The following is a 24876-nucleotide window of genomic DNA, read 5'->3' on the forward strand; positions in this document are numbered from 1 at the left end:
CTTTTGTTATAGCAAAAAAAGACGCTATAAAGCGTCTTTTCTTGTTTAAAACTAATATTTTTTATTAAATATTAATAGAAGTAGTAAAAGTTCTTCCGTTAAGCGTAACCTTTACTTTGTACTCCTCTTTTTCTTTTTCTAATATTTTAAATTCCTTTGCTATTAAAGAAGTATTACTAATGTTTTCAGAGTAAATTGTTTCAAAAGTTGAATCAGTAACATTGTAAAGTAATTCTACTTTAGAAGGAGACATGTCAGCATTTAAAGCTCTAACAATTATAGCATTATTTTTGTATTCAACTTTTGGCTTAAAAATTACTTTTAAATTTTCTTTATCAAATTTAACTGTATTAGAAGCTACTGTAAAAGGATACACTTTTATTTGTGCTTGTTTATCTAATTCAAATATATAATTACCATCAGGTAAAGTTGTTAAGTCAAAAGTTTTAGTATATTCTCCGCTTTTTAAAAGTATTTCATTGTAAAGAACAACTCCAAAATTATCTTTAATTATAAGCTTTTCACCTTGGACAACATCTTTTAAAATTAAAGTTGTTTTTCCATTTTCTTCATTATTTAATGAAGTTTTTTCTGTTGCGTTGCTGCTTAGTGTAGCAAATACCATTGCTAAGACTAAAATGTTTTTCATAAAGTTTTTCATAATCTAATAGTTTTAATGATTATGGGGACAAAGTTACGCCAGAAGTATAGTTAGGAAAACAAGAATTTTTGCAGGTTTATATACTATATTAACCGAGTTGAATTTAGTTAGTCTTTAATAAGTTAATTTAGCATATATTTAAGGTAAATTACCATACAAACCAAATATATTAAATATGTATATTTAATTAAAGTTTTAATTATTTTGAATACAAAACCAACATTAAAAAAAATAAAGCTAACCTTTGGTAGTTCTATAGTAGCTATACAAGAAACAAAGAAGCGCAAAAGGAGTGAAGCATTTTGGCATTTTCATCCAGAAGTAGAAATGGTTTACGTTAATAAAGGAAAAGGACGTAGACATATTGGTAATCATTTATCTTACTTTAATAATAGTCAATTAATTTTAATAGGCTCTAATTTACCCCATAATGGTTTTATAGATCGTTTAACTTCTAAAGGAAAAGAGACTTTAGTACAATTTCATCCAGAGCTTTTAGGAAACGCTTTAAATTCTATACCAGAAATGAAAAATATATTGCAGCTTTTAGAGCGCGCAAAAAACGGTATTTTATTTAAATCTGAAATTAAAAAAGTTGTTGGGCCTAAAATTGAAAAATTACCCAAATATGAAGGAATAAAAAGGTTAACAAAATTATTAGAAATATTAGAGCTCTTAGCTTTAACGGACAATTATACTTTATTGAATGAAAATGGTTATGTTTTTGAAATACAACCACAAGACACAGACAAAATAGATAAGATTTTTAAATACGTTAATAAGAATTTTCAAAGTCAAATTACTTTAGACCAAATTGCAGACGTTGCAAATATGACTGTGCCTGCTTTTTGCCGTTACTTTAAAAAAGTTACAGGAAAAACATTTACACAGTTTGTAAATGAATATCGTGTGTTTTATGCCTCAAAATTATTAACTGAAAGCCAAAGTAGTGTTACCGATATTTGTTTTGAATGCGGGTTTAATAATTTTTCGCACTTTAATAAAGTCTTTAATGACGTAATTGGTAAAAGTGCTTCAAAATATAGAAATGAAATAAAATCGATAGTACAATAACTTATTATTTCTTACCGTTCCATTCATCATAGAATTGTTGTAAAAAACCTTCCATATAGTTGTGTCTATCTGTAGCTATTCGTTTTCCAGAAGTAGTATTCATTTTATCTTTTAAGAGTAATAATTTCTCGTAAAAATGATTAATTGTTGGTGCTGTAGATTTTTTATATTCGTCTTTGCTCATCGTTAAATTTGGAGCAATTTCTGGATTGTATAAGGTTCTGTTTTTAAATCCACCATAATTAAAACAACGTGCAATACCAATGGCGCCAATTGCATCTAACCTGTCTGCATCTTGTACAACTTCTAACTCGGGTGAAGTAAATTTTTTACCAGAAGACAAACTAGTTTTAAAAGAAATAAAGTTGATGATGTTTTCAATATGAATAATAATTTCTTCGGAAACGTTTTCATTTTCTAAAAATTCACGCGCCATTTTAGGTCCAACAGTTTCATCTCCATCATAAAATTTTGCATCGGCAATGTCGTGTAATAAAGCGCCAAGTGAAACAATAAATTCGTCCACATTTTCGTCTTTTGCAATTAATAAAGCGTTTTTATAGACACGTTCTATATGAAACCAATCGTGACCGCCTTCTGCACCTTTTAGTGTTTCTTTTACGAATTTTATGGTATTTTTTATGATGTTATTTTTATTCATACAGCAAAAATAAGGAAAGTAAACTACCTTAAGGAAAGCCTGAAATATTTGGAAGAAAACAATATTAAAATTAGAGGGAAGTATCTAAACATCTAAATTTCGATTATCGAATAAAATTATTAAAAAAGAATAAAAAATTATTGATAAACAATAATTTTTATATATTTGTGGTAAGAAAATGAATGAACTATGAGAAAATTACACATTTTAAAAGCGATTGTAGATTTTACTTGGATTTTTGCTATTCCTTTAGTTATGGTAATTATAGCTTTTATTCCTGCTATTTTCTTTTATGATTTTGGCGACTTAAACATAACAATTAACTCAATTAATTTTAATTCTGTTGATAGCAGCATGCCGTTAAAGTTATTACTTGCATTAAACGCACTAAATTATTTATTGATAATTTATGCTTTATATTTATTCAGAAGAGTTTTATATTTTTTTTTATTAGTAAAAGTTTTTGATAATAAAGTAATTCAATTATTTAATAAAATTGGTTATTTACTTACCATTTCTGGAGTAGTTACTTTAGTTCTATCTTTCTTAAGTAAACTGTATTTTGAACAAAAAATGAGTTTAGAGTTTGGTTTAAATCCATATATAGTAATTGTATGTCTTGGACTATTTTTTATGGTTTTAGGTGAAATATTTATAGTTGCAAAAACAGCAAAACAAGAAAATGATTTAACAATATAAGTATGAAAAGAGTATTAAGTTCATTAAAATTATTTTGTACTTTATTGGTAATAAGTACTTCGTATAAATTTTTCAAGGAATTGTATAAAATTATTCACTATTTTATTTACGGTGGAAATAAGTTGAAAATTTTCAGTTTTAATTTTCCTAAAAATTGGAGTGAAGGAATTTATTATTTATTATCAGTTGTTGTATTGATATTAGTTGGTTACCTTATTTATTTAGCGATAGAATTTAGAAAAGTCTTTTTTAAATTTTCAAATGAAGAGGTATTTACAAAAGAAAATAGTGAAAGGTTACGAAAAATTGGAAAAGGACTCATTATTTATGCTACTATTCATGTGATTTTTGAATTGGTATTAGGTTTTTCAAATGTTATTCAACTACCTAATGAAACAGCGTATGGTTCAGGATACAATGTTGGAAAAGTTCTGGGAATTGTAATAAGAGAAAGACTTCCATTATTCTTAGTAGCATTATTTGTTCAGTTTATCTCTTTTATCGTTGTTAAAGGAAGTATTATAAAACAAGAAAACGAACTAACAATATAATTATGAAAGCAGAAAAATTATTTAAAACGTTAGTTGATAGCATTTTTATATTGCAAATTGTAGGTTTTTTAACCTTGATAGTTGCAATTCCGACAATGTATTTGACTTCAATAAATTTTGAAAATGTATCAGTTATAAAATGGCCTTTTTTACTTTGGATATTAGCTTTTATATATGTATTTTCTTATGTGCTATTTATTGTTGGAGTTTTCTATCTAAAAAAACTTTCTAAAGAACTTTTAAAGGAAAAATATTTTTCCAATTATGTAATTCAAAATTCAATAAGAACAGGTAAAATGTTTATTGTTTCTGGCTGTTTAATGATTTTAGTTTTCTTGATTCAGTTTGTCTCAAGATTAACTAATTATTCTTTGCGATTAGCTTATAGTACAGAGTTTATTTTTGCATTATTTATTATAGCAATTGGATTGTTCTTTTTAATTCAAGGAAAAATATTAAATAAAGGAAATCAATTAAAACAAGAAAACGACTTAACAATATAACAATGGCAATTATTATAAATTTAGATGTAATGCTTGCCAAGCGTAAAATGAAGAGCAAGGAATTGGCAGCAATTATAGGAATAACTACAGCAAATCTATCTATCCTAAAATCTGGTAAAGCAAAAGCGGTTAGGTTTTCTACGTTGGAAGCAATTTGTAAAGCATTAGATTGCCAACCAGCAGATATTTTAGAATTTAAAGAAGATTAGTTCTCCTAATTATTTCCTTCTTAAAATGCCTCATTTGTAATGCGCCTGCAATAATCATTGGAGTAAAAACTAATGGTAAAAAAGTAAACGGATTTATACCGTTGTCCATAGTCATTAATACCGCATAAACTAGCATAACACAAACTAAAACAGTTTGAACTATAGTCAATATTTTAGCGCGTTTGTATGCTTTTTTTAATTCAACATCAGAAATATATTCTAAAGATTTTTTAGCCATTCTTAAAAATTTTAACACCAATTATTGATGCAAAAATAGTACTTTTATGGCATGTTTGCACTGGTAGATTGTAACAACTTTTATGCGTCTTGTGAGCGGGTTTTTAATCCGAATTTGCAAGGGAAACCTGTTGCTATTCTTAGCAATAATGACGGTTGTGTTATTTCTATGAGTGACGAAGCCAAAAAAATAGGATTGCCATTTGGTGCGCCAATTTTTAAGTGGGAAGAGTTTTGTAAGCAACAAAATATTTCGGTTTTATCATCTAATTATCCGTTGTACGGAGATATGAGCGAACGTGTTATGAAAATTCTTGCACAATTTTCTCCAGATATAGAAGTCTATTCTGTAGATGAGTCTTTTTTAGAGTTAAAAGGATTTGATAACATCAACTTAGAAGCCTACGCAACTAAAATAAGAAGTAGAATTTTACAGTGGACAGGAATTCCGGTTTGTGTTGGTATTGCGCCAACTAAAGCGCTGAGTAAAGTTGCTAATAAAATTGCACGATCTAATATTAAGCAGTCAAAAGGAATTTGCATTATAGATTCTGAAGAGAAAAGAGTTTTAGCTTTAAAATGGACTAAAATTGGTAAAGTTTGGGGAATTGGAAGACGTTTAAAAACACGATTAGAAACGAAAGGAATTATAACTGCATTCGATTTTACACAATTAGCAAGTAGTTTGGTTTTAAAAGAATTCTCTATTGTAGAATGGCGTTTGCAGAAAGATTTACAAGGCATTTCTAAAATTTTATTAGAAGATACAACTTCTTCAAAAAAAATGATTGCAACTACGCGTAGCTTTGAGCGTACTTTTTCTAATATTCACGATATAAAAGAACGTGTTTCTACCTTTGCAACAAGTTGTGCGGAGAAGTTACGCAAACAAAACTCTAGTTGTTATATGCTAATTGTTATGTTGCGTAGCGATCGTCATAAAAAAGATGAAGCGCAACATAGCGTTAGTAAAACAGTGGTTTTTTCGAATCCTACAAATTCTACATTAACATTAAGTAGTGCGGCTGTTAAAGCGGTTTCTACTATTTTTAAAAGCGGAATTAAATACAAACGTGCAGGTGTTATTGTTACGGGTATTGTGGCAGAAGATAATTATCAATTAGATTTATTTTCTACTGAAAACCCAAAACACAAACCGTTAATGCAAGCTATTGATAAATTAAATCGTACTTTTAAAGCGGATAAAATTAAATTGGCAAATCAAGATTTAAAAAGAACTTGGAAAATGCGTCAAGAACGCTTATCGCCTAAATACACCACAAATATTAACGACGTAATTACTGTAAAATGACTGTAGAGACTCCGAAGAATTTAACTTTTTTCACTCCTGAATTTTCAAAAAATGAAGGAACTATTTTTATTGATACAGGTATTTCTGCTGGTTTTCCATCTCCTGCAGACGATTTTAGAGAAACACGAATTTCTTTAGATGATGAGTTAATTAGCAATAGAGAAGCTACTTTTTTTGCAAAAGTTAGCGGACAATCTATGATTGGCGCTGGTTTAGATGATAAAGATTTGTTGGTTATTGATAGAAGTATTGAGCCAACTAATAATAAAATTGCTGTTTGCTTTTTAGATGGTGAGTTTACAGTAAAACGTTTACGTGTTCAAGGAGAAGAGGTTTGGTTACAACCAGAAAATCCGAATTATCCTATTATAAAAATTACGGAAGATAATAATTTTGTTATCTGGGGAATTGTTACCAGCGTAATTAAAAAAGTGTAAAGTTACACGTATTAAATTTACTTCATAAATAAGCTTAGCCCTGATTGAGGCGTTTGTTGAAGCTCTTTTTTACTATAAGCGTAGCGAAATAGCTAAAAAAAGCGACTGCCGAAAGCAGGAAATAGCTTCTCAAAATAATTGCTAAAATACTACAAACCAAATTTGTAACTCATTTGTAACTCCGTAATCGTACGTTTGCATCGTAAATATTAAAAAACTGTTTATTAACGATAAAAAATATAATTATGATTACTAAAAACATTAACAAAATTAAAGAATTATTCACTTTAGAAAACGTAAGTGAAACTTTTTCTACAGTAAACAACTTTGCATTAGCAACAACAGAAAATGTTGCAGTTAAAGGAATTAATACAGTTTCTGAATGGCAAAACACACTTGATAAGGCTATTAAAAACGGATTAGCATTTAACGCACAAAAACAAGAAGTAATTTTTGATGCTTTAGATTCTGGTAAAGTTGTATTAGTGAAAAACGTAAGTAAAGTAACTAAGAGATTTAGCAAAAAGTAAATTGCAACTCATTTGTAACTGCTTGATTGTAAGTTTGTAGAACAAAATTTGAATTAATATTAAAAAAGATAAAATGGCATCTAAGAAAGCAAATAAGATTAGTAAGGCTAGAAAAATAGTGAAAAGAATAAATGCAGATTTAATTGACGCATCTTTTGACGCTTTAGAAAACACAGTAAAAACTGGAAAGAAATGGCAAAAATTAGCTGAGAAGTTAGTTAAGAAAGCAGAGCCAATTTCTAAAAAACAAAAAGAAATGGTTTTAGAAACTGCTGAAACTATTAAAGGACAGTTAGAAACTGGTACAGATCGTTTAAAAACATTAGTTGGTTACGATCCAAAAATGGTTGAAGCTGCTAAAAAAATGGTAACTGAACACCCTTTAGTTGAAAAAGCTGAAGAAGTAAAAAACCGTATAGAGAAAGAAGTTTCTAATAACAAAATAGTTAAGAAAGCAGAAAAAATGTCTGCTAAATTAAGTCAAAAACTTACTGATACTATTGAAGACGTTAAAGAAAAAATTGAAGATTATACGGAAGATTTAGTTGACGAGGTTAAGGATAGAGTAGAAGATGTTGTAGAAAAAGTAGAAGACCTTGTTGATGGGAAGAAAGCGAAGAAAGTAACTAAGAAAACTGCTAAAAAAGCTACCAAAAAGGTTGCTAAGAAAGTAACTAAAACTGTTGAAGCTAAAAAACCAGTTGCTAAAAAAGTAGTTGCTAAAGTTGTTACTGTTTTAAAGTCTGATAAGAAAGATGATTTAAAAGTAATTAAAGGTATTGGGCCAAAATTAGAGGAAACTTTAAACGAAATTGGTTTTACTGCTTATGAGCAATTAGCTAAAATGACTATTAAAGACATTACAAAGTTATTAGCTGATGCAGAGGTAAATACCAAAATCTATGATATTTCTGGTTGGAAAGCACAATCTAAATTAGCTTTAACTGGTGATATGGATGCAGTTAAAAACTGGGTAAAGAAATAAACATTTAATTGCTATTTAAAAAGTGATTTGTTCATAATAATTTGAAATTAGTTAACAGAAACCCCCGAAATCTTACGATTTCGGGGGTTTATTTTTAATAAAGTTTACAAAATTATTTTAGATAGATTGAAAATTATATAATACCTTTAAAATTAATTACTTTCGCTTCTTCAAATAAATTTAAATAAAAAATTGTTCATGAAATTAACAGGTCCTAATTTTTATATAAAGCTAAGTAGATCATTCATTAATTCAAAAACATTTTTTACTTTTCTGTTACTTGTATTTTTGTTTTCTAAAGGTAATGTTTATGCTCAGCTTTCTTTTACCACTACAGTTACAGATGCAGATTGTCCAAATAATGGAAGAATACAAGTAAATGTTTCTGGGCAGACAGGTTCCGTAAATTATAGATTAATTGAACCATCAGTTGTTTGTTCGGGTTTAAATTATCCAGTAATAAACGGAACAGTAAGTGTTTTTAATAGTTTGTGTCCAGGTAATTATACCGTAGAAGTAACAGATTCTACAAGTTCTGTAACAAAAGTTGTAACTGTTACTGATAATTATGTTGAATTTAATGCAACTAATATTGTAATAGATATTACTGATGAAATATGTGTCGAAGACGGTATAATAGACGTAAGTACTTCAGCAGGAAAAGCACCTTATAGTTTTACGCTTAGTGGAGGTACATTAACTAGTTCAGTTACTATGACGGCTTCAGCAGGAATCGAAAGTTTTACAGGTTTAGGTGCTGGTGATTATTCTTTAGAAATAACAGATAACTGTGGGGTAATACAGACAAGAACTCCTTTAACTGTTGAAAACAACACGCAACCATTAGGATTGTTCTTTGCTTCATCTAGACAACCTATTCTGAGTTCTTGTGATAATGCAATTTATAACGTTTTTACGGGAAATAGTGCAAATTTTACTGGAGCACCACCATATACATTTGAAGCTTTTGATAGTGGAAATAATTTAGTATCCACACAAGGGCCTACAAGTAGTCTTTCTGCGCAATTTGATTTACCAACTGCTGGCCAACCTTATACATTTAAAGTTACAGATAAATGTGGGGAAGAAGCAACCGTAATAGGAAATTGGAGAGATCAATCATCAATATTTACAAGAACAGCAGGCTGTGCAGGGTTTGAAGCTTTGTTTATAGCTTCAAATACTTGGAGTCCAGATGGATTAGGTATTAATATTGTGTATAAAAATACATTAACATTAGATGTTTATACAGTTAATAGCGGTAGAGATTATGCAATTACCTTACCATATGGTTCTTATACTTGGGTTGCTACTAATGCTTGTGGAGACACAAAAACTGGTACTACTTCTTTTGCAGCAAGAGTTGTAAATTTATTAAGAGTAGATACGGCTCCCAGTACATGTTTAGGGTATGGGAAAGCAACATTTGTTAGAAATAATGTTTTTGATAATTTACCTCAAACTTGGGAGTTAACAACATATCCTCCGGCATATGCTTCCGATCCAGAAGCAACTTTAACAGGTTCTATTAACAATGCTACTAATGGACCAGGAATAAGAGCTTTAATTTTAGGAGATTATATAGTTGAACTTACAGATGCTTGTGGAAATAAATCTTCTCAACCATTTACTATTGATGAGGTTAGTACAATGAGTCTTTCATTAGAAGGGGTTTCAAGTTGTCCAACAGTAGGTAATGTGGGGGCAATTAATTATATTTATAATAATAATTTACAAGGAAATACTAGTTTGTACGGAAGTTTAGTTATTACAGATTCTAATGGTGTTAAAGTTAAAGAGTTAAGAGGGTTAAGCACAACAGGATCTATTACAGATTTAGTTCCTGGAGATTATAATGTTAGTTGGGGAACAGGTTCAAATTCATGTGGTAATACACAAGATTTTGGAACAGTAACAATAGAAGATTATGTTTTCCCTTCAATTACAAATTTTAATGCAGTTACTTGTTCAAGTGGAGATGTTCAAATTTCAGGAGAAGGAATGAACGGAATTGCACCCTATGATTTTACAGTTTTCAATAAAACAAATGATCCAAGTTTATCAACGCCTTTACAATCGGTTAGTGATGTGTCAGATTTTAACTTCCCTGGACTTACAGACACAAGTGCAACTTATGCAGTACGTGTAGTAGATGATTGTGGAAATGCAGATGTATTTGAGGTAACTGTAGAGCCAGGTTTAAGTCTAGATATTAAAACAAGTTGCTCTATAAATGAGCTTCGTGTTTTTTCTGATAGAGTTGTTGGAGCAACTTATGTATGGTTATTACCTGATGGTTCAACAGTTAATGGGGAAGAAGTAATTGTTCCGTTTCCTTTGCAAGCAACAGATTATGGTACATATAGCTTAACGGTTACATTAGGAAGTTGTATTAGCGAAACAATGACAAAAGATATAAATACAGCTAATGCTTGTCCTGTAGTAAACCCTTGTGATGCTGCAGCTTCAGGAAACATGGATACAGATGGAGATAATATATCTGATGTTTGCGATTTAGATGATGATAACGATGGTATTTTAGATACTAGTGAAAATTGCCCAGAAATACCTGGATCAGTTGCGCCACAAAGTGATGCACTTTCATGGACATCAGGTGGGTATAGTGTTTTTGTTGTCGGAGGAAATACAAATGCTTTAGGGTATCAAGAGTCAGGTTATCAGCAGTATGCATATCAAACAGGTAAAACATTAACTGTGTTAAATACCACTTCAGATTTTACATTTACTGGAAACTCAGGAGATGGTACTGGTAACACTGGTCAAGGTACAGCAACTGCAAGTACAGGTACATTTAGTAATGGAACACTTACTTATACTTCTAATTTAGCAACTAATGATTTTGCGGAATTTACAATAGCTACACCAACTCATTTTACCTCAGGAGAAATTGCTCACGGTATTCATGTTAGGCCAGAATTAGGCTTAACAGTTGGAGATGAATACGCAGTAAATATTAACTTTACAATACCAGTAACAGCTTTTAGTTTTGATTGGGTAGATATATTTGATACATTTACTACTAACAACCCTGTTTTAAGATATGAGATTAGAGTAGAAGGAACTTTACTAGCATATATTGAAGGAGCAACCACGGGTGATGATGTTAATGGTACATTATCTGTATATGATTCTAGTGGTAATTTAACAGGAACTATTAATTCTGGACAAAATACCGAAGATACTTTTGGGTTTGTAACAAATACACCAATATCTAATATGTCCTTAGTTTATAAAGTAACTTCTGGTTCTATTCAATCAACAGCAAATGACCCTCATGGTATAGATAATTTTGTGTTTAGTACGGATATTTGTGATACAGATGGAGATGGTGTACCAGATCATTTAGATAATGACTCAGATAATGATGGTTGTCCAGATGCTATTGAAGGGGATGGTAATTTTACGTATTCAAGTATTGATACACGTTACAGTAGATTAACAGCAACAGTTAATTCTAGCGGAGTGCCAGGTGGTACATCTCAAGGAGCAGGTACTTCTGTAGACGAAAATATACAATCTCCGATTTGTAATCCATGTAATGCAGGGAATCCTAAATTCCAAGATTTTGACGGAGATGGAGTTGGTAATATCTGTGATGAAGATGATGATAATGACGGTATTATAGATGGAGGAAAAGACTTTCAATATGAAATGACAACAGATATTCCTGGAGAATGTACACAGACACAAGTTGAATGGTTTCATAATAATGATACAAATGATACAGGTTATGATGCTCAATCAGACTATGCTACATTTGAAAATACGGGCAGCTGGAGGCCTAATGGATATTCAAGCTTTACTAGCCCTAACTTTACAGATGCAGATGATATTGTATTTGGATCAGGAATTGATGAGGCTTCTTATAATGAATCTTCAACCTATATATTTAGTGGTGTAGATAAACTTACCTATGAAGATGCAAAAGCAGATAATGACTATGTTCAGGTGGCATATACACCAAGTATTGATATGAACCTAGGTTTTGTTCGTCTTGGATTCTCAACACCAAATTCTGGTTTAGAGAATTTGGGAAAATATTTTGTTACGTTAGAAATGTCAACAGATGCAGCATTTACAAGTCCAACAGTTCTGTATTATGATGGTTTTGTAGAAAATACAGACGTTGGTGTATATGTAACTTTAGGGTATGAGTATGATTTAGATCTTATTGCAGGAACTAAGTATTACTATCGTTTTTATGTTTATAATGAAACCAATACTTATTCAGACAATTATACGGTTCGTTTTGATGATGTCTTGTTTTTACATAGAACGTCATGCCAATCAGATGGAGATTCTTCACCAAGTTATAGAGATACAGATTCAGACGATGATGGTTGTCCAGATGCAATAGAAGCAGACGGAAGTTTTATTACTACACAATTAACAACATTAGTAGGAGGTAGTACAGGAACAGGTAGTAGTTTGTTGAATTTTGGAACAACAGTAGATAACACACCAACTAGTAATACGTATGGTGTCCCAATTCAAGATGCTAATGGCTTAGTGGTATCAACAAGTTTGCCGCAAGAAACAACACCAGCTTTAACAGATCTTACAATTAATGCCTGTATAGTAGATTTAAGTTTAACAAAAATTGTAGATAATGCATTACCTAAAATAGGTAGTAATATAGTGTATACATTAACTGTAACTAATAATGGAGTTGCAAGTGCATCAGGAGTACAAGTATCCGATGTTTTACCAACGGGTTTAACCTATGTTTCAGACAATTCATCAACAACAAGTACAACATTTACAGGTAATGTGTGGAATATTGATAACCTTAATGTAAACCAATCCATAACATTACAGATTACGGCAACAATAACTGGAGCTGGAACTATAATCAATAAAGCAGAAATAACACAGTCTAATCAAACAGATACAGACTCCACACCAGCAAGTGGAAATTAATAATTCAAAAAAGATATAAGAAAAAAGGATATTGTTATTTAACAATATCCTTTTTTTAATTAAACTTATTTCCCACCCAACATTAACAATTCATTACAAACAATTTCTGTTGTGTAGCGCTTGTTTCCTTCTTTATCTTCCCAATTGCGGTAGCTTAATTTACCTTCTAAAGCAATTTCTTGTCCTTTGGTTACATATTCTTCTATAACTTTTACCAAGCCGTTTTTTACAACAATGTTGTGCCAAAAAGTACGTTCTACTTTCTCTCCATTATTGTCCTTGTAACTTTCATCTGTAGCCAAAGAAAATTTAGCCATTTTGTTACCGTCATTAAAATTAATAATTTCTGGATCTTGACCCAATCTTCCAATTAACTGTACTTTGTTTCTTAACGTATTCATAAGATAAGTTTTATTGCACCTATATTTTAGTGCATATTTATAATTTGTTTTTTTGTCAATTCGTTTTGACACTGCAAATATGAAACAGTATGCAAATTAAAAACGATTATTAAACGTTTGTTTTCGATAGTAAATGAATGTTGTCGATTAAATTTTATTTAATATATTTGTAATCAGCAATTTATAATAAATGAAATTTTATTTAGAAACAGAAAGATTAATTTTAAGAGAAATAAAAGAAACCGATTTAGATGGAATGTTTGAGTTAGATGCTAATCCAAAAGTACATTTGTATTTAGGAAACAGACCTATTTCAAGTAAAAGAGAAGCCTTAGAAAACATTCAATTTATTCAAAAACAATACAAAGAAAGAGGAATTGGAAGGTTTACTTGTATAGAAAAAACTTCGGGAGATTTTATTGGGTGGAGCGGTTTAAAATTCAATCAAGATAAAAAAGAAGCTGTTAATGGAATTCAAAATTTTATTGATATTGGATATCGTTTTATTCCGAAGTATTGGAAAAAAGGATATGGATTAGAAAGTGCAAAAGCTTGTTTAGAATTTGGTTTTTCAGAAATGAAGTATAACAAAATATGCGCAGCAGCTTTAGAAGAAAATATTGGTTCAAATAGAATTTTAACTAAAATAGGATTACAGTTAGTAAATCAATTTGATTATGAAAATGTAAAAGCCAATTGGTATGAATTAAAAAAAGAAAACTATGGAAACTAAAAATTGTTTAGAATGTGGCGAAAAAGTTGTGGGTAGAATTGATAAAAAATTCTGCTCCGATTATTGCAGGAATACCTTCAATAATAAAGTGAACAAAGAGAGTAAAAACCTCATTAGAAATACCAATAATAGATTACGAAAAAATTACAAAATTCTTACGGAATTAAATGTATCTGGAAAAACAAAAGCTACAAGAAGAAAGTTATTTGATAGAGGTTTTGATTTTAGGTTGTTCACATCAATATACACCACAAAAACAGGCAATGTATATTTTTATGTGTATGATCAAGGTTATTTAGAACTAGAAAATGAAATGTATTTGTTGGTGAAACAAGATTAACCATTCCAAGTATTTCCCTGTATTTTTAAAGCAGCTTTTAGAACATCTTTTTGGCTTAATTGCCCAATTAATTTTCCGTTTTCTACTACAGGAAATCTTCTTCTACGTGAACTAAGAAACTTAAAAGCAGCATCAAAAATATTCATATTTTTGTCAATTGTATCAACATCCGTTACCATGTTATTACCAACTGTATTATTACTGTCTGTTGGCATGTTATAATATTTGCTTTCAGATATATGCTTTATACAATCTGTTTCAGAAATAATACCAATTAACTCATTCTGATCATTTACAACTGGCCCTCCAGAAATTTTATTGGTAATTAGTAAATTAATTACATGATCTAAAGAATCATCTGCTTTAAAAGTGATGAGTTTTTTTGTCATATAATCACGCACCAAAATAGGTTCATTTTGTTCGTTTTGCTCATTACTCCTTTTTCCTTGAAAGTTAATTATACCCATATTAGTTAGTTTTAAAACTAAAAATACTGATTTTTAATTAGTTATAGGTGTTTAGTAGTTAAAAATTTTATTCTTTACCTTTAGAGAAAATATTTTTAGATGAACGCAATAAGTAAACTATTATACATTCTACTAATTGTAGGAACAATTTACTGGTCTTTTTCAGCCTTAAAACCAAACATTTCTACTGCTCAAAAATTAGAAAAAACTACAGGTTTTTCTATCGAAAATGCACTTAGTCATTTAAAAGAGATTTCGAAAGAAAGTCATTTTCCAGGAACAAAAGCACATAAAGAAGTGCAGAATTATCTTGCTAGTGAACTTAAAAAATTAGGTTTGCAAACAGAAATTCAAACACAAGTAGCATTTAGAGCAAAGTGGTTTGTAGGAACAACAACAGAAAACGTAATTGCAAAAATTAAAGGAACTGAAGAAGGAAAAGCCTTGTTGTTATTATCGCATTACGATAGCAATCCACATTCCGCAATTGGTTCTAGTGATGCTGGTTCTGGTGTAGTTACAATTTTAGAAGCTGTACGTGCTTTTTTAGCTAAAAATAAGCAACCTAAAAACGACATTATAATTTTACTTTCTGATGCAGAAGAAATTGGTTTATTAGGCGCACAGGCATTTGTAGATTTTCATCCGTGGACAAAAAACATTGGTTTGGTTTTAAATTTTGAAGCAAGAGGAAGTGGTGGTCCAAGTTATATGCTAATGGAAACCAACGGAAAAAACAGTAAATTACTTACAGAATTTAAAAAAGCAAAACCCAATTTTACAGCTGCAAATTCTTTAATGTACAGCATTTATAAAATGTTACCAAATGATACAGACTTAACCGTTTTTAGAGAAGATGCCAATATAAACGGATTCAATTTTGCTTTTATTGGAGATCATTTCGATTACCACACAGCGCAAGATAATTACGAACGATTAGACAGAGAATCGTTAATACAACAAGCCGATTATTTAATGGCAACGTTGCCATATTTTGCAAATTCCGATTTGTCTAATTTAGATTCAGATAAAGATTTAGTGTATGTGAATTTTCCGTTTTTAACCTTATTAACCTATCCGTTTTCATGGGTTTTACCAATGTTATGTATTGCTTTAGGTATTTTTATTATTTTAATTTTCTTCGGAATTTCTTATGGAAAACTAACTTCAAAAGGGATTTTTAAAGGATTTATTCCATTTTTATCTTCATTGGTAGTTGCTCCTTTAATTGCTTTTAGTTTGTGGAAATTATTACTACTAATTCATCCGCATTATAAAGATATGTTGCACGGTTTTACCTACAACGGATATCAATATATTATAGCATTTGCAATGTTAACTTTTTGGATACTTTTTAAAATTTACAACTACTTTTTTAAAGATATTTCTCAAGCCGATTTGTTAATTGCTCCAATTACTTTTTGGTTACTAATTAACGGACTTGTATATCAATATTTACAAGGTGCAGCATTTTTTATAATTCCTGTTTTTATTGCCTTATTAATACTTGCTGCTTTAGTATTTATGGATGTTCGTAAGAAATCTAAACCTGTTTTATTTGCACTTTTGTCAATACCAACAATTTATATGTTTGCGCCTTTGGTAAAAATGTTTCCGGTAGGTTTAGGGTTGAAAATGTTGTTTATTTCTGCACTCTTTATTGTGTTGTTATTCGGATTAATGGTGCCAGTTTTTTATCAGCAGAAAAAGAAAAATAATTTACAACGTTCTTTTGGATTCTTAGCAATTTTATTCTTTGGAGTTGCAACGTTTAATAGTGCTTTTTCAGTAGATAATAAGCGCCCAAACAGTTTGGTGTATTTTCAGAATGAAGAAACAAAAATGGCCTATTTTGGAACTTACAATACCACTTTTGATAACTATATTTCACAGAAATTAGGAGATAATTATTCCGAAGGAAACATAAAAAACTCAATTACGTCAAGTAAATATGGATCTACTTTTAAATACCATACAAGAACTGATAATAAACAAATAAAATCTTCCAAAATTAGTATGAATTCGGATACTATTTTCAATGGAAAAAGAAACGTAGATTTCACCATAAAACCGCAAAGAAACATAACTAAAATAGAAATTTCATCTACAAACGGAAGTATAATTGATAGCTTGTTTGTTAATAATGTATTGACAAAAGATAGAGATAAAGCGAAAGCAAAAAACGGTACTTTTTTAATCTATTATTTTGCAAACCAAGACAAAGAATTGAACTTAAAATTTCAAGTTGAAGAGGGGCAGAACTTAGAGTTTATTTTAAATGAAGTTTCTAACGATTTATTAAGTAACTCAGCATTTAAAATTACGCCAAGAGATTCTATAATGATGCCAATGCCTTTTGTTACTAATGATGCTATAATTACGTCTAAGAAATTAAGTTTATAAGTTGTAACCAATAGAAAACATAATGATTCTAGGTAAAATATGCGTTTTTGTATCTGAAATTAAATAGTCTGAAAATCGATTGTCTTGTTTAAAAGTGGTATTGAATAAGTTTTGTGCTGTAACCTTATAACTCCAAGCGCTATCATCATTTTTATAAGATAATGTTGTGTTTGCAATTTCATAACTATTTTCAACTCTTTGCGCTTTATTTTGATAGTTATAATGTGTATAATCAAAATTAAAAATAAAGCCTTTTAAAAAGTCGTAATCTACGTTTATATAAGGTTCATCTGTTGTGAATTTTGAAGTTGAATTATTGGAAGTGAAATTACCGATACTTCTTTTAAAACCGACTTCAATTGTTGGGAAATCATCAAATAATGTTTCAGCACCAACATCAAAAGAATAGTTTTCATTTTTATTAGTTGAAAACATATTGTCTATATTTTGCAGATATGAAGCATTGCTATAATTACTTGATAATTTATATCTAATTTTCTTGATTCGTTTTCTAATCGAAGAATTGAAACCCCAATTTTCTGACGGATTTTCCAATAATTGAATTGTTAAAAACCGATTAACACCATCAAACTCCACAGCATTTCTAAATCCGTTAAGTTTTTTATTATAATTAATACTTGCATTAAACATTAAACCTCGATACAAACTAAAACGACTATATCTAATTCTTGCGGAATGAAATAATTCGTTTTCTAAATTCTCACTTCCTCTAAAAACCGAATTATACGATTGCAAATAAAATCGATTTGCCAATTTTGAAGCGTCTGTAAAATTGGATTTTAAATTATAGTTTACTTGAATTTTCTTAGACTTGTTGAATTCAATCTTCATCAAAAAATCAGGTAAAACAACCCATTTATTTTTGTCAATTTGTGTTTGTTGGTTTACTTGCCAATTGTAATTATGCAAGTATGCACCTTGTTTAAAAGTAAAAATTCCTGTTTTAAATTTATAATGAACTCCTGCAAAAAAATCATTGTGTTTAAAAACTGTTGTATTGTTAAAACCTGCGGAAGTAAAGTTGTTCTGAGAACCATTATCTAAAATTTGACTACTAGAACTCACAAATTTTTCTTGCTGATGCGTGTTACCAACCGTTGTATAAATATGATTGCTATTATTTAACACCCAAAAGTCTTTAAAAACGGTGTGTAAATGATGTTTTTTGTTTTCTTTAAGTTGTTGAAGTCTGTTTTCGTTTTGCGAATCATCAAACGGAATTAAACCTTGTAAAATAGGGTTTGTTGTATTCCAAAAAGTGGTTGGATTGTTAGCATCAAAAGTATAATTTGCTGTGGCAGAAAATGTGTGTTTTTCTGATTGCTTTTTATGCCATTCTATATTTTGGTTTACATACCAAGCGCCATTTGTATTGTCTGTTAAAATGCTGTTATTATTTTCATTTATTAAAGAAACAATACTATTGTTCTTATAATTGTTTGTTTTTTTAACCTGTGTTCTTGCATACCATTGTTCCGTATCATTTGGCGCATATTCCAAAGATAACTTACCAATACCTAACACGTTTTTCTGACTGTTTTCTTGTGTTTTTTGTTCTGTAAATGAAGAATATTCATTTAACGTTTCTATAAAATTCTGTGTATTGGTGTGCGAAAAAAGAACATAACCAGAAACATCTAATTTATCTGAGGTTGTTTTGGTAATATTTAAAGCACCAAATCGTTGGCTACTGCTCACCAAATCGTTACTTTCTAAAAACTGACTAAAATCTCCACCTCTAAAATTAAAATTACCGCTAAATACTGCATTTATACCGCCCGAAAAACTTAAATAATCTTTAAACGTAAACGTTTTTTCGCCAGTATTATTTAGGTTTCCAATAAAATTAACATTGGTTTTAGGTGAATAATAAAATAAGTTTGCGTGTGTTTTATAATACTCTTTATTGCCTTTTCCTGCTTCTATATCACCAAAAAGAAAACGCTTTTTATCTTCTTTTAGTTGAATATTCATTGCCATTTCATCAGAATCTGAAACATTTTTTAAAAAAGCAACTTCGTTGTAATTGTCTAAAACTTGTACCTTGTCTATGGCATCTGCGGGTATATTATCTACCGCTAATTTTGTACCACCACCAAAAAACTTTTTACCATCTACCAACATAGTGGTTACTTTTTTACCCTGTACTGTAACGCTTCCATCTTTGGTGACTTCTACACCAGGTAGTTTTTTAAGTACGTTTTTTAGTTTGCGTTCTTCTCCTGTTACAAAATGCTCGGTATTATAAGTGGTTGTATCTCCTTTTACAGAAACTGGCAATTCTATAACCACTTCATCTAATTGGTTTTTAGCTTCTTTTAAAATAAAGTTTTTGGTTGTGTTTTTAGTTGGTGTTATTGTTTGGTTTAAGGGCTCGTAACCCATAAAACTAATGCTAATGGTATAACTATTGTCTTTTTTTAAAGTCAGGGCATAGTTACCTTCTTCATCAGTAATGGCAAAAGATAGGTTTTGGTTTACATCTTTAGGTTTTGCAATTACATTAGCAAAAGACAATGGATTTTGTAAACTATCTTTTACACTGCCTTTTAATTTAATGTTTTGAGCATTTGTAAAAAGACTAAAAATTAAGGCAATTACAAATAGTGATTTTTGTAACATAGATTATAATTAGTTTCTTCTTCTGTCTAAATTTTTGAAAAAATCACGTCCCATTTCATCATATTCTTCTTGCGTCATTTTTTTTCCTTTAGTGGGTCTTTTTATGGTAATTTTTTCTGTTGTATTTAAAGTTATTTTAGTAGCTTTTATACTTTTTTTATCTTCTATAATTTCTAAGATTAAACCAGGTAACCCAAAGTATTCTTTTGGTCCAAAATTAACGGGGATTGTTGGTGTAAACCAAGCAGTAGTTGTTTTTTTATGTAAACCTCTACTGTTTTCTGTTTCTTTAGTAGCAGTTGCTTTGTAACAAATATACTTACCAATTGTTTTAGTTTCTTGTGTAATTTTCCAATCAAATGGTTTCATTTCTACTCGTAATAGTTCTCCAATTTCTACTTGCTTAAAATATTCTTTTGTAGTTGTATTTGTGTAAAATTTATTTTTACCACCTGCTATTATTCTTGATAAATTAACTTTCTTTTCATCTAGTTGCATTTTTTCTTCAAGCATATATAAAGCTTCATTATTTGTAAAAGATAAGATACTTGTAACATCTTCATTATTTTTTAAGAAGTCTTTCATCCATTTACGCATGTTAGCTTTTTTAATTGAAGGACTATTTGCTAAAGAATCAATTTTTTTACTATCAAAAGGTTCTATTGATATAGTATAATGTACTTTCCCTTTAGTAATTTGTGCGTTTATTACTATTGTTGAAAAAGTAAATAGAAAGATTAATATACGGCTAAACATAGTGTTTTTTTTAAGAAATTAGTTTGTCAATAATATTGAAAGTTTAAATATAACTAAAAAATTAGTTTAAACTAATTTTTTAGTTATAAAAGTGAATGTAATTGTAATTTTCACATGCTAGTTTGTGAGTTTTGATAGAAAATAGAATTGTTTTATTTTTTACCAAAAATACTTTGTGTTCCTTTTTTTATCATTTTAGAATATTCTTCTAAGGTTACTAAATTTCCCTTTGGTTTTTTTACTTTTATTTTTTCTTTAGGATTTAGAATTATTTTTTTTGCTTTAAAAATAGTTTTACCAATTTCTATTTCAAGAATTAAACCAGGTAAACCATATTCACCTTTTGGCCCAAAATTTACAGGAATTTTAGTAGTATACCAAGCAATAACTTTTCGGTTGCTTCGGGTTGCTTTAAAAACTCTATAGCCATTAACTATTTTAGATTCTTGAGTTAGTTGCCACTCTAAATATTTATTTGGGTATACAAAACATTCTCCTAAAGTTTCACAATCTTTTATTAAGTATTTTTTATTTGGATCATCATAAAAATATTCTTTAGAACCACCAGCGCTTACTTTTGCTATATTCATTCCTAGATCATTGTCTTTGGTACTCATTTGGTCAAGTACTTTAAAAAGACCTGAACCATTATTAAACGTAAGTTTTGATTGTATAGGTTTTAATTGTAAATATACTTTGTCTAACGTTTTTACTAAATTCTCATCAATAGTATCTCTTCTGTTTTTTAAGTAATTTGTAAGTGTGTTTTTGTTTATTGTAGATTCATAATGTACAATTCCAGAAAAGTTAACTTGAGAAAACGTTGTTACGTAATTAGTAACAAGACTAAAGAATAGTATTATTTTTAAGTGTTTCATAGAAATTAGTTTACCTCAAGAGAATTAATTACGAGTAAATTCTCCCATAGCTTTTTTTCCAAGGTTTTGTAATTCTTTTTCTGTAATCATTTTTCCTTTCAAAGGTTTCTTTATTGTAATTTTGCCTTTTGGATTTAAAGTGATTTTTTCTGCTGTATAAATAATTTTACCTGCTTGAACTTTAAGAACTAATCCAGGAAATCCAACAAATTCCTTTGGACCAAAAGGAAGTGGTATTTCAGTCGTGTACCAGACAATTTGCTTTTGAGTTACTTTTCCTTTTCTAGATTCATAAACATAATCTCTTTCTGCTTTATAACAGATATATTTTCCTATTTTCTTTTTTACATTTAATAACTTCCAATCAGATATTTTTTTATTTTTTTTAACCAAAAAAATATCTCCCAAAAATTCTTTTTCTTCTAAAATGTAATTATCTTTAATTTTATAATAAAATTTGCTTCTTATTTTAAACATTATTTTACTCAAATTCAATTTATAGTTAGATTCAGAATCCGTATTTAGACCTTTATTAATTAAAGAATAATAAGAATTATCATCTTTAAAAGATAATTTTAATTTGTAGTTTTTAGAATTATTAGTAATACTTTTAATAAGCTTTACAGCTTGTTTATTTTGATCTTTAGTTTTTTTATCAAAACCTGTTGTATCTATTTTAACATTATATATTACAACTCCTTTTTTTTGAGAAAAAACAATAGAACTATAAAAAACATAAATTAATATTAATATTTTAATTTTCATTTATTTATTTTTATGCCTCTCTTGTGAAATTTAAGAGAGGCTATTAATTTAAATTATATTTCTCCTCCTATTAACCAACAAATTCCTAAGCCATTGTTCATTACTTCTGCTCCAGTAACATCATCTGTAGGGCCATTTAATAATTCGTAAACTATTAAAAAATCTATTGCGAAATCAAAACAGTCTTTTTTAACAGTTACCACTTCTTCTTTTGTTTCTAGATTTTCCGCATTCACTAAACTGCTACTAGCAAATACAAATGCTAGTACTAATATTATTTTTTTCATACTATAAAAATTTAAATTGTTAATTAAAGCCTTTCCTATAAAGACTTGTTAAAATGTTTTTTAATTTCTACGAGGTGTATTACTTTTGCAATACTTTCCTCTGTTTGTGTTTTGTCAATTCATTGGCAATAATTTTAAGTTAAACATTTATTTTAGTCAATTTGTGTTCTTAAATTTATAAGCAGAGGATTTTTCTTTTTCATAGCAATCTCATTCTTATTGTTTTAAGTTCCTCAAAGTTTAAAAAGTATTTTGGAGTTTCCTAATATTTTTAATTCTTATTTGGCTCCGTATTTCTACGAAGCTACCTTCGTAGAAATACGGAGCTAAAAAAGCCGTAGAAGTTCTTTTTTAATTTTTGTATCTTTGTTTTGAAAGAAAAAAATTACTATTCCAAAAATTACTATTCCAAAAATTACTATTCCAAAAATTACTATTCCAAAAATTACTATTCCAAAAATTACTATTCCAAAAATTACTATTCCAAAAATTACTCCCCCTTAAAAAATATTATTTATGAGTTATGATGCTAAGGCAGAAATTTTAAATACTAAGTTGTTACAACGTATTAGAGAAGAAAGAGAAAAAACAGGTTTATCACAATGGGATTTTGCCATAAAAATTGGTTTAGGGCAAAGTGCGTACCATAAAATTGAGAAAGGTAAAACACGTTTAGATATGTTTCGTTTTTTTAAAATAGCGGAAGCTTTAGATGTACCTGCGTCAGCATTAATGGATAATTAACTAGTTTTAAGTAAGAAAATACCTTTATAAACAAGCCCGCGTTAGGGATCGAAACGGCATCCTTTTTTTGGTGAGATTCCTGCGAAGGCAGGAATCTCACCAAAAAAAGATATAGTGTAAAGCCCGACCAAAACAAAAAAGTGCAACTAGAAATAGTTGCACTTTTTTGTTTTGGTAACGCCCAAAGTAAAGAAAATGAGAAGCTGAAACAAGTTCAGCTTTACAGCTTTCTACTCAATTTCCGAAACACGTAAGGTATTTACCATTCCTTTAGCTTCAACTGGCATAGAGGTTAAGTTAATCATATAATCGCCTTGTTTTACAAAGCCTTTTGCTTTTGAAATTTTGTTGATGTCTTCTACAGTGTCGTCTGTACTTCCGTTTTTGTCATAAAAGAATGCTCTAACGCCCCAAAGTAAGTTTAAGCGGGCTAAAATCCTTTTTTCTGATGAAAATACTAACACGTGCGATTTTGGCCTCCAAGCTGAAATTTGAAAGGCTGTATAACCACTATTTGTTAAGGTTGAAATTGCTTTGGCTTCAATATCATTTGCCATTAATGCGGCATGATGACAAACTGATTTTGTGATAAATCTGTTGGTTCTAATATGTGGTGGCGCAGAGGGAACTTGAATTAAATCTGAATACTCTACACTTCCAATAATTTCAGTCATTTTTTGAATTACCTTAATTGGGTGTTTACCTACAGAGGTTTCTCCAGAAAGCATTACAGCATCGGCTCCATCCATAATAGAATTAGCAACATCGTTAACTTCTGCACGTGTTGGTACAGCGTTTTCAATCATAGTTTCCATCATTTGTGTCGCAATGATTACTGGAATACGTGCTAATTTTGCTCTACATACCAAGTTCTTTTGAATAATAGGTACATCTTGCATTGGTATTTCTACACCTAAATCTCCACGCGCAACCATCAATCCGTCACAATACGGAATTAAAGCGTCTATATTTTCTACAGCTTCTGGTTTTTCAATTTTTGCAATTACGGGAACTCTAAAGTCGGAATTATGCTTAATTAAATCGCGTAACATTCTTAAATCTTCTGGATTTCTAACAAATGATAATGCAATCCAATCTACTTCTAATTTTAATGCAAAAATTGCATCTTTTTTATCTTTTTCTGTTAACGCAGGAAGTGAAATTGCTGTATTTGGTAAGTTTACCCCTTTTTTAGAGTTTAAAGGACCTCCTACAATTACTTTGGTAGTTACTGCAGTTTTTTTATCAGTAGCTGTAACTTCAAATAATAATTTCCCATCGTCTACTAAGATTTTTTCACCAACTTTTACGTCTTTTGGAAAACGTCCATAAGTCATAAAAGCTTTTTCTTTGGTTCCAATACATTCTTCTGTGGTAAAAGTAAAGGTATCTCCGTCTTCTAACATAACGCCTTCTTCCATAACTCCTACACGAAGTTTTGGACCTTGTAAATCGGCTAAAATGGCTACGTTATAACCTCGTTCTTCATTTATTTCACGAATCATCTTGATTCGCTCTTTTACAACGTCATATTGTGCATGCGAAAAATTTATTCTAAAAACATTTACACCTTTGGCTGCCATTTCTGCAATTATTTCTTTTGTATTGGTTGCAGGTCCTAGTGTTGCAACTATTTTGGTTTTTTTATTATGTGGCATA

25 protein-coding genes and 1 pseudogene are annotated in these 24876 nt (G+C 29.6%); 14 read left to right on the top strand and 12 right to left on the bottom strand.

The features are described 5' to 3' along the window. Positions 1–64: 64 nt before the first annotated feature. On the bottom strand, positions 65–661 hold the full coding sequence (locus LPB136_RS12075; RefSeq protein ID WP_072556572.1) for a hypothetical protein: 597 nt from the start codon (positions 659–661) through the stop codon (positions 65–67). A gap of 201 nt (positions 662–862) precedes the next feature. On the opposite strand from LPB136_RS12075, the gene LPB136_RS12080 reads away from it, so the two are divergent. Next, complete coding sequence (locus LPB136_RS12080; protein WP_072556573.1) at positions 863–1735, top strand: AraC family transcriptional regulator; 873 nt, start codon at positions 863–865, stop codon at positions 1733–1735. A gap of 4 nt (positions 1736–1739) precedes the next feature. Here LPB136_RS12080 and LPB136_RS12085 read toward each other — a convergent pair whose 3' ends face one another. Then, complete coding sequence (locus LPB136_RS12085; protein WP_072556574.1) at positions 1740–2396, bottom strand: HD domain-containing protein; 657 nt, start codon at positions 2394–2396, stop codon at positions 1740–1742. A gap of 189 nt (positions 2397–2585) precedes the next feature. Here LPB136_RS12085 and LPB136_RS12090 point away from each other — a divergent pair, with 189 nt between their 5' ends. Genes LPB136_RS12090 through LPB136_RS12105 form a run of 4 tightly spaced genes read left to right on the top strand, consistent with a single transcriptional unit; the run spans position 2586 to position 4358 of the window. Further along, positions 2586–3095: a DUF2975 domain-containing protein gene (locus LPB136_RS12090; protein ID WP_072556575.1), complete on the top strand. Its 510-nt coding sequence runs from the start codon at positions 2586–2588 to the stop codon at positions 3093–3095. Between the two features lie 2 nt (positions 3096–3097). Then, positions 3098–3646, top strand: a complete 549-nt coding sequence (locus LPB136_RS12095; protein ID WP_072556576.1) for a DUF2975 domain-containing protein — start codon at positions 3098–3100, stop codon at positions 3644–3646. Positions 3647–3648: 2 nt separating this feature from the next. Then, positions 3649–4149, top strand: a complete 501-nt coding sequence (locus LPB136_RS12100; protein WP_072556577.1) for a DUF2975 domain-containing protein — start codon at positions 3649–3651, stop codon at positions 4147–4149. A gap of 2 nt (positions 4150–4151) precedes the next feature. Then, positions 4152–4358: a helix-turn-helix domain-containing protein gene (locus tag LPB136_RS12105; RefSeq protein WP_072556578.1), complete on the top strand. Its 207-nt coding sequence runs from the start codon at positions 4152–4154 to the stop codon at positions 4356–4358. Here LPB136_RS12105 and LPB136_RS12110 read toward each other — a convergent pair. Further along, the gene (locus tag LPB136_RS12110) at positions 4345–4596 is read right to left on the bottom strand and encodes a hypothetical protein (RefSeq protein WP_072556579.1); all 252 of its coding nucleotides are present in this window, start codon (positions 4594–4596) and stop codon (positions 4345–4347) included. The genes LPB136_RS12105 and LPB136_RS12110 overlap by 14 nt on opposite strands. A 51-nt stretch (positions 4597–4647) precedes the next feature. Here LPB136_RS12110 and LPB136_RS12115 point away from each other — a divergent pair, with 51 nt between their 5' ends. From LPB136_RS12115 to LPB136_RS12135, 5 genes are all read left to right on the top strand, one after another. Beyond that, positions 4648–5907: a Y-family DNA polymerase gene (locus LPB136_RS12115; protein ID WP_072556580.1), complete on the top strand. Its 1260-nt coding sequence runs from the start codon at positions 4648–4650 to the stop codon at positions 5905–5907. Next, positions 5904–6344 carry a LexA family protein gene (locus tag LPB136_RS12120; RefSeq protein ID WP_072556581.1) on the top strand — a complete coding sequence of 147 codons (441 nt, stop codon included), beginning with the start codon at positions 5904–5906 and terminating at the stop codon, positions 6342–6344. The genes LPB136_RS12115 and LPB136_RS12120 overlap by 4 nt, the downstream gene beginning before the upstream one ends. 245 nt (positions 6345–6589) lie before the next feature. Further along, on the top strand, positions 6590–6874 hold the full coding sequence (locus LPB136_RS12125; RefSeq protein ID WP_072556582.1) for a hypothetical protein: 285 nt from the start codon (positions 6590–6592) through the stop codon (positions 6872–6874). Between the two features lie 73 nt (positions 6875–6947). Then, on the top strand, positions 6948–7859 hold the full coding sequence (locus LPB136_RS12130; RefSeq protein ID WP_072556583.1) for a DUF3631 domain-containing protein: 912 nt from the start codon (positions 6948–6950) through the stop codon (positions 7857–7859). Positions 7860–8057: 198 nt separating this feature from the next. Beyond that, on the top strand, positions 8058–12800 hold the full coding sequence (locus LPB136_RS12135; protein WP_072556584.1) for a DUF11 domain-containing protein: 4743 nt from the start codon (positions 8058–8060) through the stop codon (positions 12798–12800). 65 nt (positions 12801–12865) lie between these two features. Here the strand turns inward: LPB136_RS12135 and LPB136_RS12140 are convergent, their stop codons facing one another. Then, complete coding sequence (locus tag LPB136_RS12140) at positions 12866–13201, bottom strand: single-stranded DNA-binding protein (protein ID WP_072556585.1); 336 nt, start codon at positions 13199–13201, stop codon at positions 12866–12868. 190 nt (positions 13202–13391) lie between these two features. Between LPB136_RS12140 and LPB136_RS12145 the strand changes: the two genes are divergently transcribed. Continuing rightward, on the top strand, positions 13392–13934 hold the full coding sequence (locus tag LPB136_RS12145; protein WP_072556586.1) for a GNAT family N-acetyltransferase: 543 nt from the start codon (positions 13392–13394) through the stop codon (positions 13932–13934). After that, complete coding sequence (locus LPB136_RS12150; RefSeq protein ID WP_072556587.1) at positions 13924–14274, top strand: hypothetical protein; 351 nt, start codon at positions 13924–13926, stop codon at positions 14272–14274. The genes LPB136_RS12145 and LPB136_RS12150 overlap by 11 nt, the downstream gene beginning before the upstream one ends. On the opposite strand, the gene LPB136_RS12155 is transcribed toward LPB136_RS12150, so the two are convergent. Beyond that, a complete protein-coding gene (locus LPB136_RS12155) occupies positions 14271–14741 on the bottom strand; it encodes a CBS domain-containing protein (protein ID WP_072556588.1) in 471 nt (156 codons plus the stop codon). The genes LPB136_RS12150 and LPB136_RS12155 overlap by 4 nt on opposite strands. 99 nt (positions 14742–14840) lie before the next feature. On the opposite strand from LPB136_RS12155, the gene LPB136_RS12160 reads away from it, so the two are divergent. Further along, positions 14841–17144 carry a M20/M25/M40 family metallo-hydrolase gene (locus tag LPB136_RS12160; protein ID WP_072556589.1) on the top strand — a complete coding sequence of 768 codons (2304 nt, stop codon included), beginning with the start codon at positions 14841–14843 and terminating at the stop codon, positions 17142–17144. Here the strand turns inward: LPB136_RS12160 and LPB136_RS12165 are convergent. From LPB136_RS12165 to LPB136_RS14220, 6 genes and pseudogenes are all read right to left on the bottom strand, one after another. Beyond that, positions 17139–19787 carry a carboxypeptidase-like regulatory domain-containing protein gene (locus LPB136_RS12165; protein WP_072556590.1) on the bottom strand — a complete coding sequence of 883 codons (2649 nt, stop codon included), beginning with the start codon at positions 19785–19787 and terminating at the stop codon, positions 17139–17141. The two genes, LPB136_RS12160 and LPB136_RS12165, sit on opposite strands and share 6 nt — an antisense overlap. 9 nt (positions 19788–19796) lie before the next feature. Next, entirely contained in the window at positions 19797–20543 is a 747-nt protein-coding gene (locus tag LPB136_RS12170; protein ID WP_072556591.1) for a GLPGLI family protein, read from the bottom strand. Between the two features lie 152 nt (positions 20544–20695). After that, positions 20696–21421 (bottom strand): GLPGLI family protein, encoded by a 726-nt coding sequence (locus tag LPB136_RS12175; RefSeq protein WP_204218336.1) that lies wholly within the window; start codon positions 21419–21421, stop codon positions 20696–20698. A 24-nt stretch (positions 21422–21445) separates the two neighbouring features. Then, a complete protein-coding gene (locus LPB136_RS12180) occupies positions 21446–22186 on the bottom strand; it encodes a GLPGLI family protein (RefSeq protein ID WP_072556593.1) in 741 nt (246 codons plus the stop codon). 53 nt (positions 22187–22239) lie between these two features. Continuing rightward, complete coding sequence (locus tag LPB136_RS12185; RefSeq protein WP_072556594.1) at positions 22240–22473, bottom strand: hypothetical protein; 234 nt, start codon at positions 22471–22473, stop codon at positions 22240–22242. A 351-nt stretch (positions 22474–22824) separates the two neighbouring features. Continuing rightward, positions 22825–22965: pseudogene (locus LPB136_RS14220) on the bottom strand (pentapeptide repeat-containing protein); the annotation flags it as partial. A gap of 24 nt (positions 22966–22989) precedes the next feature. Between LPB136_RS14220 and LPB136_RS12195 the strand changes: the two are divergent. After that, a complete protein-coding gene (locus LPB136_RS12195) occupies positions 22990–23217 on the top strand; it encodes a helix-turn-helix domain-containing protein (RefSeq protein ID WP_072556595.1) in 228 nt (75 codons plus the stop codon). 230 nt (positions 23218–23447) lie between these two features. Here the strand turns inward: LPB136_RS12195 and pyk are convergent, their stop codons facing one another. Further along, a complete protein-coding gene (gene pyk / locus LPB136_RS12200) occupies positions 23448–24875 on the bottom strand; it encodes a pyruvate kinase (RefSeq protein WP_072556596.1) in 1428 nt (475 codons plus the stop codon). Position 24876: the final 1 nt, after the last annotated feature.

The sequence above is a fragment of the Tenacibaculum todarodis genome (assembly GCF_001889045.1).
Classification (GTDB): Bacteria; Bacteroidota; Bacteroidia; order Flavobacteriales; family Flavobacteriaceae; genus Polaribacter; species Polaribacter todarodis.

What these genes read in the sequence shown, in the direction of transcription:
- LPB136_RS12155 (WP_072556588.1), bottom strand. Translation starts at nt 14,741, where the DNA reads ATGGGTATAATTAACTTTCAAGGAAAAAGGAGTAATGAGCAAAACGAA.
- LPB136_RS12105 (WP_072556578.1), top strand. Translation starts at nt 4,152, where the DNA reads ATGGCAATTATTATAAATTTAGATGTAATGCTTGCCAAGCGTAAAATG.
- pyk (WP_072556596.1), bottom strand. Translation starts at nt 24,875, where the DNA reads ATGCCACATAATAAAAAAACCAAAATAGTTGCAACACTAGGACCTGCA.
- LPB136_RS12090 (WP_072556575.1), top strand. Translation starts at nt 2,586, where the DNA reads ATGAGAAAATTACACATTTTAAAAGCGATTGTAGATTTTACTTGGATT.
- LPB136_RS12185 (WP_072556594.1), bottom strand. Translation starts at nt 22,473, where the DNA reads ATGAAAAAAATAATATTAGTACTAGCATTTGTATTTGCTAGTAGCAGT.
- LPB136_RS12085 (WP_072556574.1), bottom strand. Translation starts at nt 2,396, where the DNA reads ATGAATAAAAATAACATCATAAAAAATACCATAAAATTCGTAAAAGAA.
- LPB136_RS12130 (WP_072556583.1), top strand. Translation starts at nt 6,948, where the DNA reads ATGGCATCTAAGAAAGCAAATAAGATTAGTAAGGCTAGAAAAATAGTG.
- LPB136_RS12095 (WP_072556576.1), top strand. Translation starts at nt 3,098, where the DNA reads ATGAAAAGAGTATTAAGTTCATTAAAATTATTTTGTACTTTATTGGTA.
- LPB136_RS12140 (WP_072556585.1), bottom strand. Translation starts at nt 13,201, where the DNA reads ATGAATACGTTAAGAAACAAAGTACAGTTAATTGGAAGATTGGGTCAA.
- LPB136_RS12075 (WP_072556572.1), bottom strand. Translation starts at nt 661, where the DNA reads ATGAAAAACTTTATGAAAAACATTTTAGTCTTAGCAATGGTATTTGCT.
- LPB136_RS12195 (WP_072556595.1), top strand. Translation starts at nt 22,990, where the DNA reads ATGAGTTATGATGCTAAGGCAGAAATTTTAAATACTAAGTTGTTACAA.
- LPB136_RS12125 (WP_072556582.1), top strand. Translation starts at nt 6,590, where the DNA reads ATGATTACTAAAAACATTAACAAAATTAAAGAATTATTCACTTTAGAA.
- LPB136_RS12145 (WP_072556586.1), top strand. Translation starts at nt 13,392, where the DNA reads ATGAAATTTTATTTAGAAACAGAAAGATTAATTTTAAGAGAAATAAAA.
- LPB136_RS12110 (WP_072556579.1), bottom strand. Translation starts at nt 4,596, where the DNA reads ATGGCTAAAAAATCTTTAGAATATATTTCTGATGTTGAATTAAAAAAA.
- LPB136_RS12150 (WP_072556587.1), top strand. Translation starts at nt 13,924, where the DNA reads ATGGAAACTAAAAATTGTTTAGAATGTGGCGAAAAAGTTGTGGGTAGA.
- LPB136_RS12135 (WP_072556584.1), top strand. Translation starts at nt 8,058, where the DNA reads ATGAAATTAACAGGTCCTAATTTTTATATAAAGCTAAGTAGATCATTC.
- LPB136_RS12170 (WP_072556591.1), bottom strand. Translation starts at nt 20,543, where the DNA reads ATGTTTAGCCGTATATTAATCTTTCTATTTACTTTTTCAACAATAGTA.
- LPB136_RS12160 (WP_072556589.1), top strand. Translation starts at nt 14,841, where the DNA reads ATGAACGCAATAAGTAAACTATTATACATTCTACTAATTGTAGGAACA.
- LPB136_RS12175 (WP_204218336.1), bottom strand. Translation starts at nt 21,421, where the DNA reads ATGAAACACTTAAAAATAATACTATTCTTTAGTCTTGTTACTAATTAC.
- LPB136_RS12115 (WP_072556580.1), top strand. Translation starts at nt 4,648, where the DNA reads ATGTTTGCACTGGTAGATTGTAACAACTTTTATGCGTCTTGTGAGCGG.
- LPB136_RS12120 (WP_072556581.1), top strand. Translation starts at nt 5,904, where the DNA reads ATGACTGTAGAGACTCCGAAGAATTTAACTTTTTTCACTCCTGAATTT.
- LPB136_RS12100 (WP_072556577.1), top strand. Translation starts at nt 3,649, where the DNA reads ATGAAAGCAGAAAAATTATTTAAAACGTTAGTTGATAGCATTTTTATA.
- LPB136_RS12165 (WP_072556590.1), bottom strand. Translation starts at nt 19,787, where the DNA reads ATGTTACAAAAATCACTATTTGTAATTGCCTTAATTTTTAGTCTTTTT.
- LPB136_RS12180 (WP_072556593.1), bottom strand. Translation starts at nt 22,186, where the DNA reads ATGAAAATTAAAATATTAATATTAATTTATGTTTTTTATAGTTCTATT.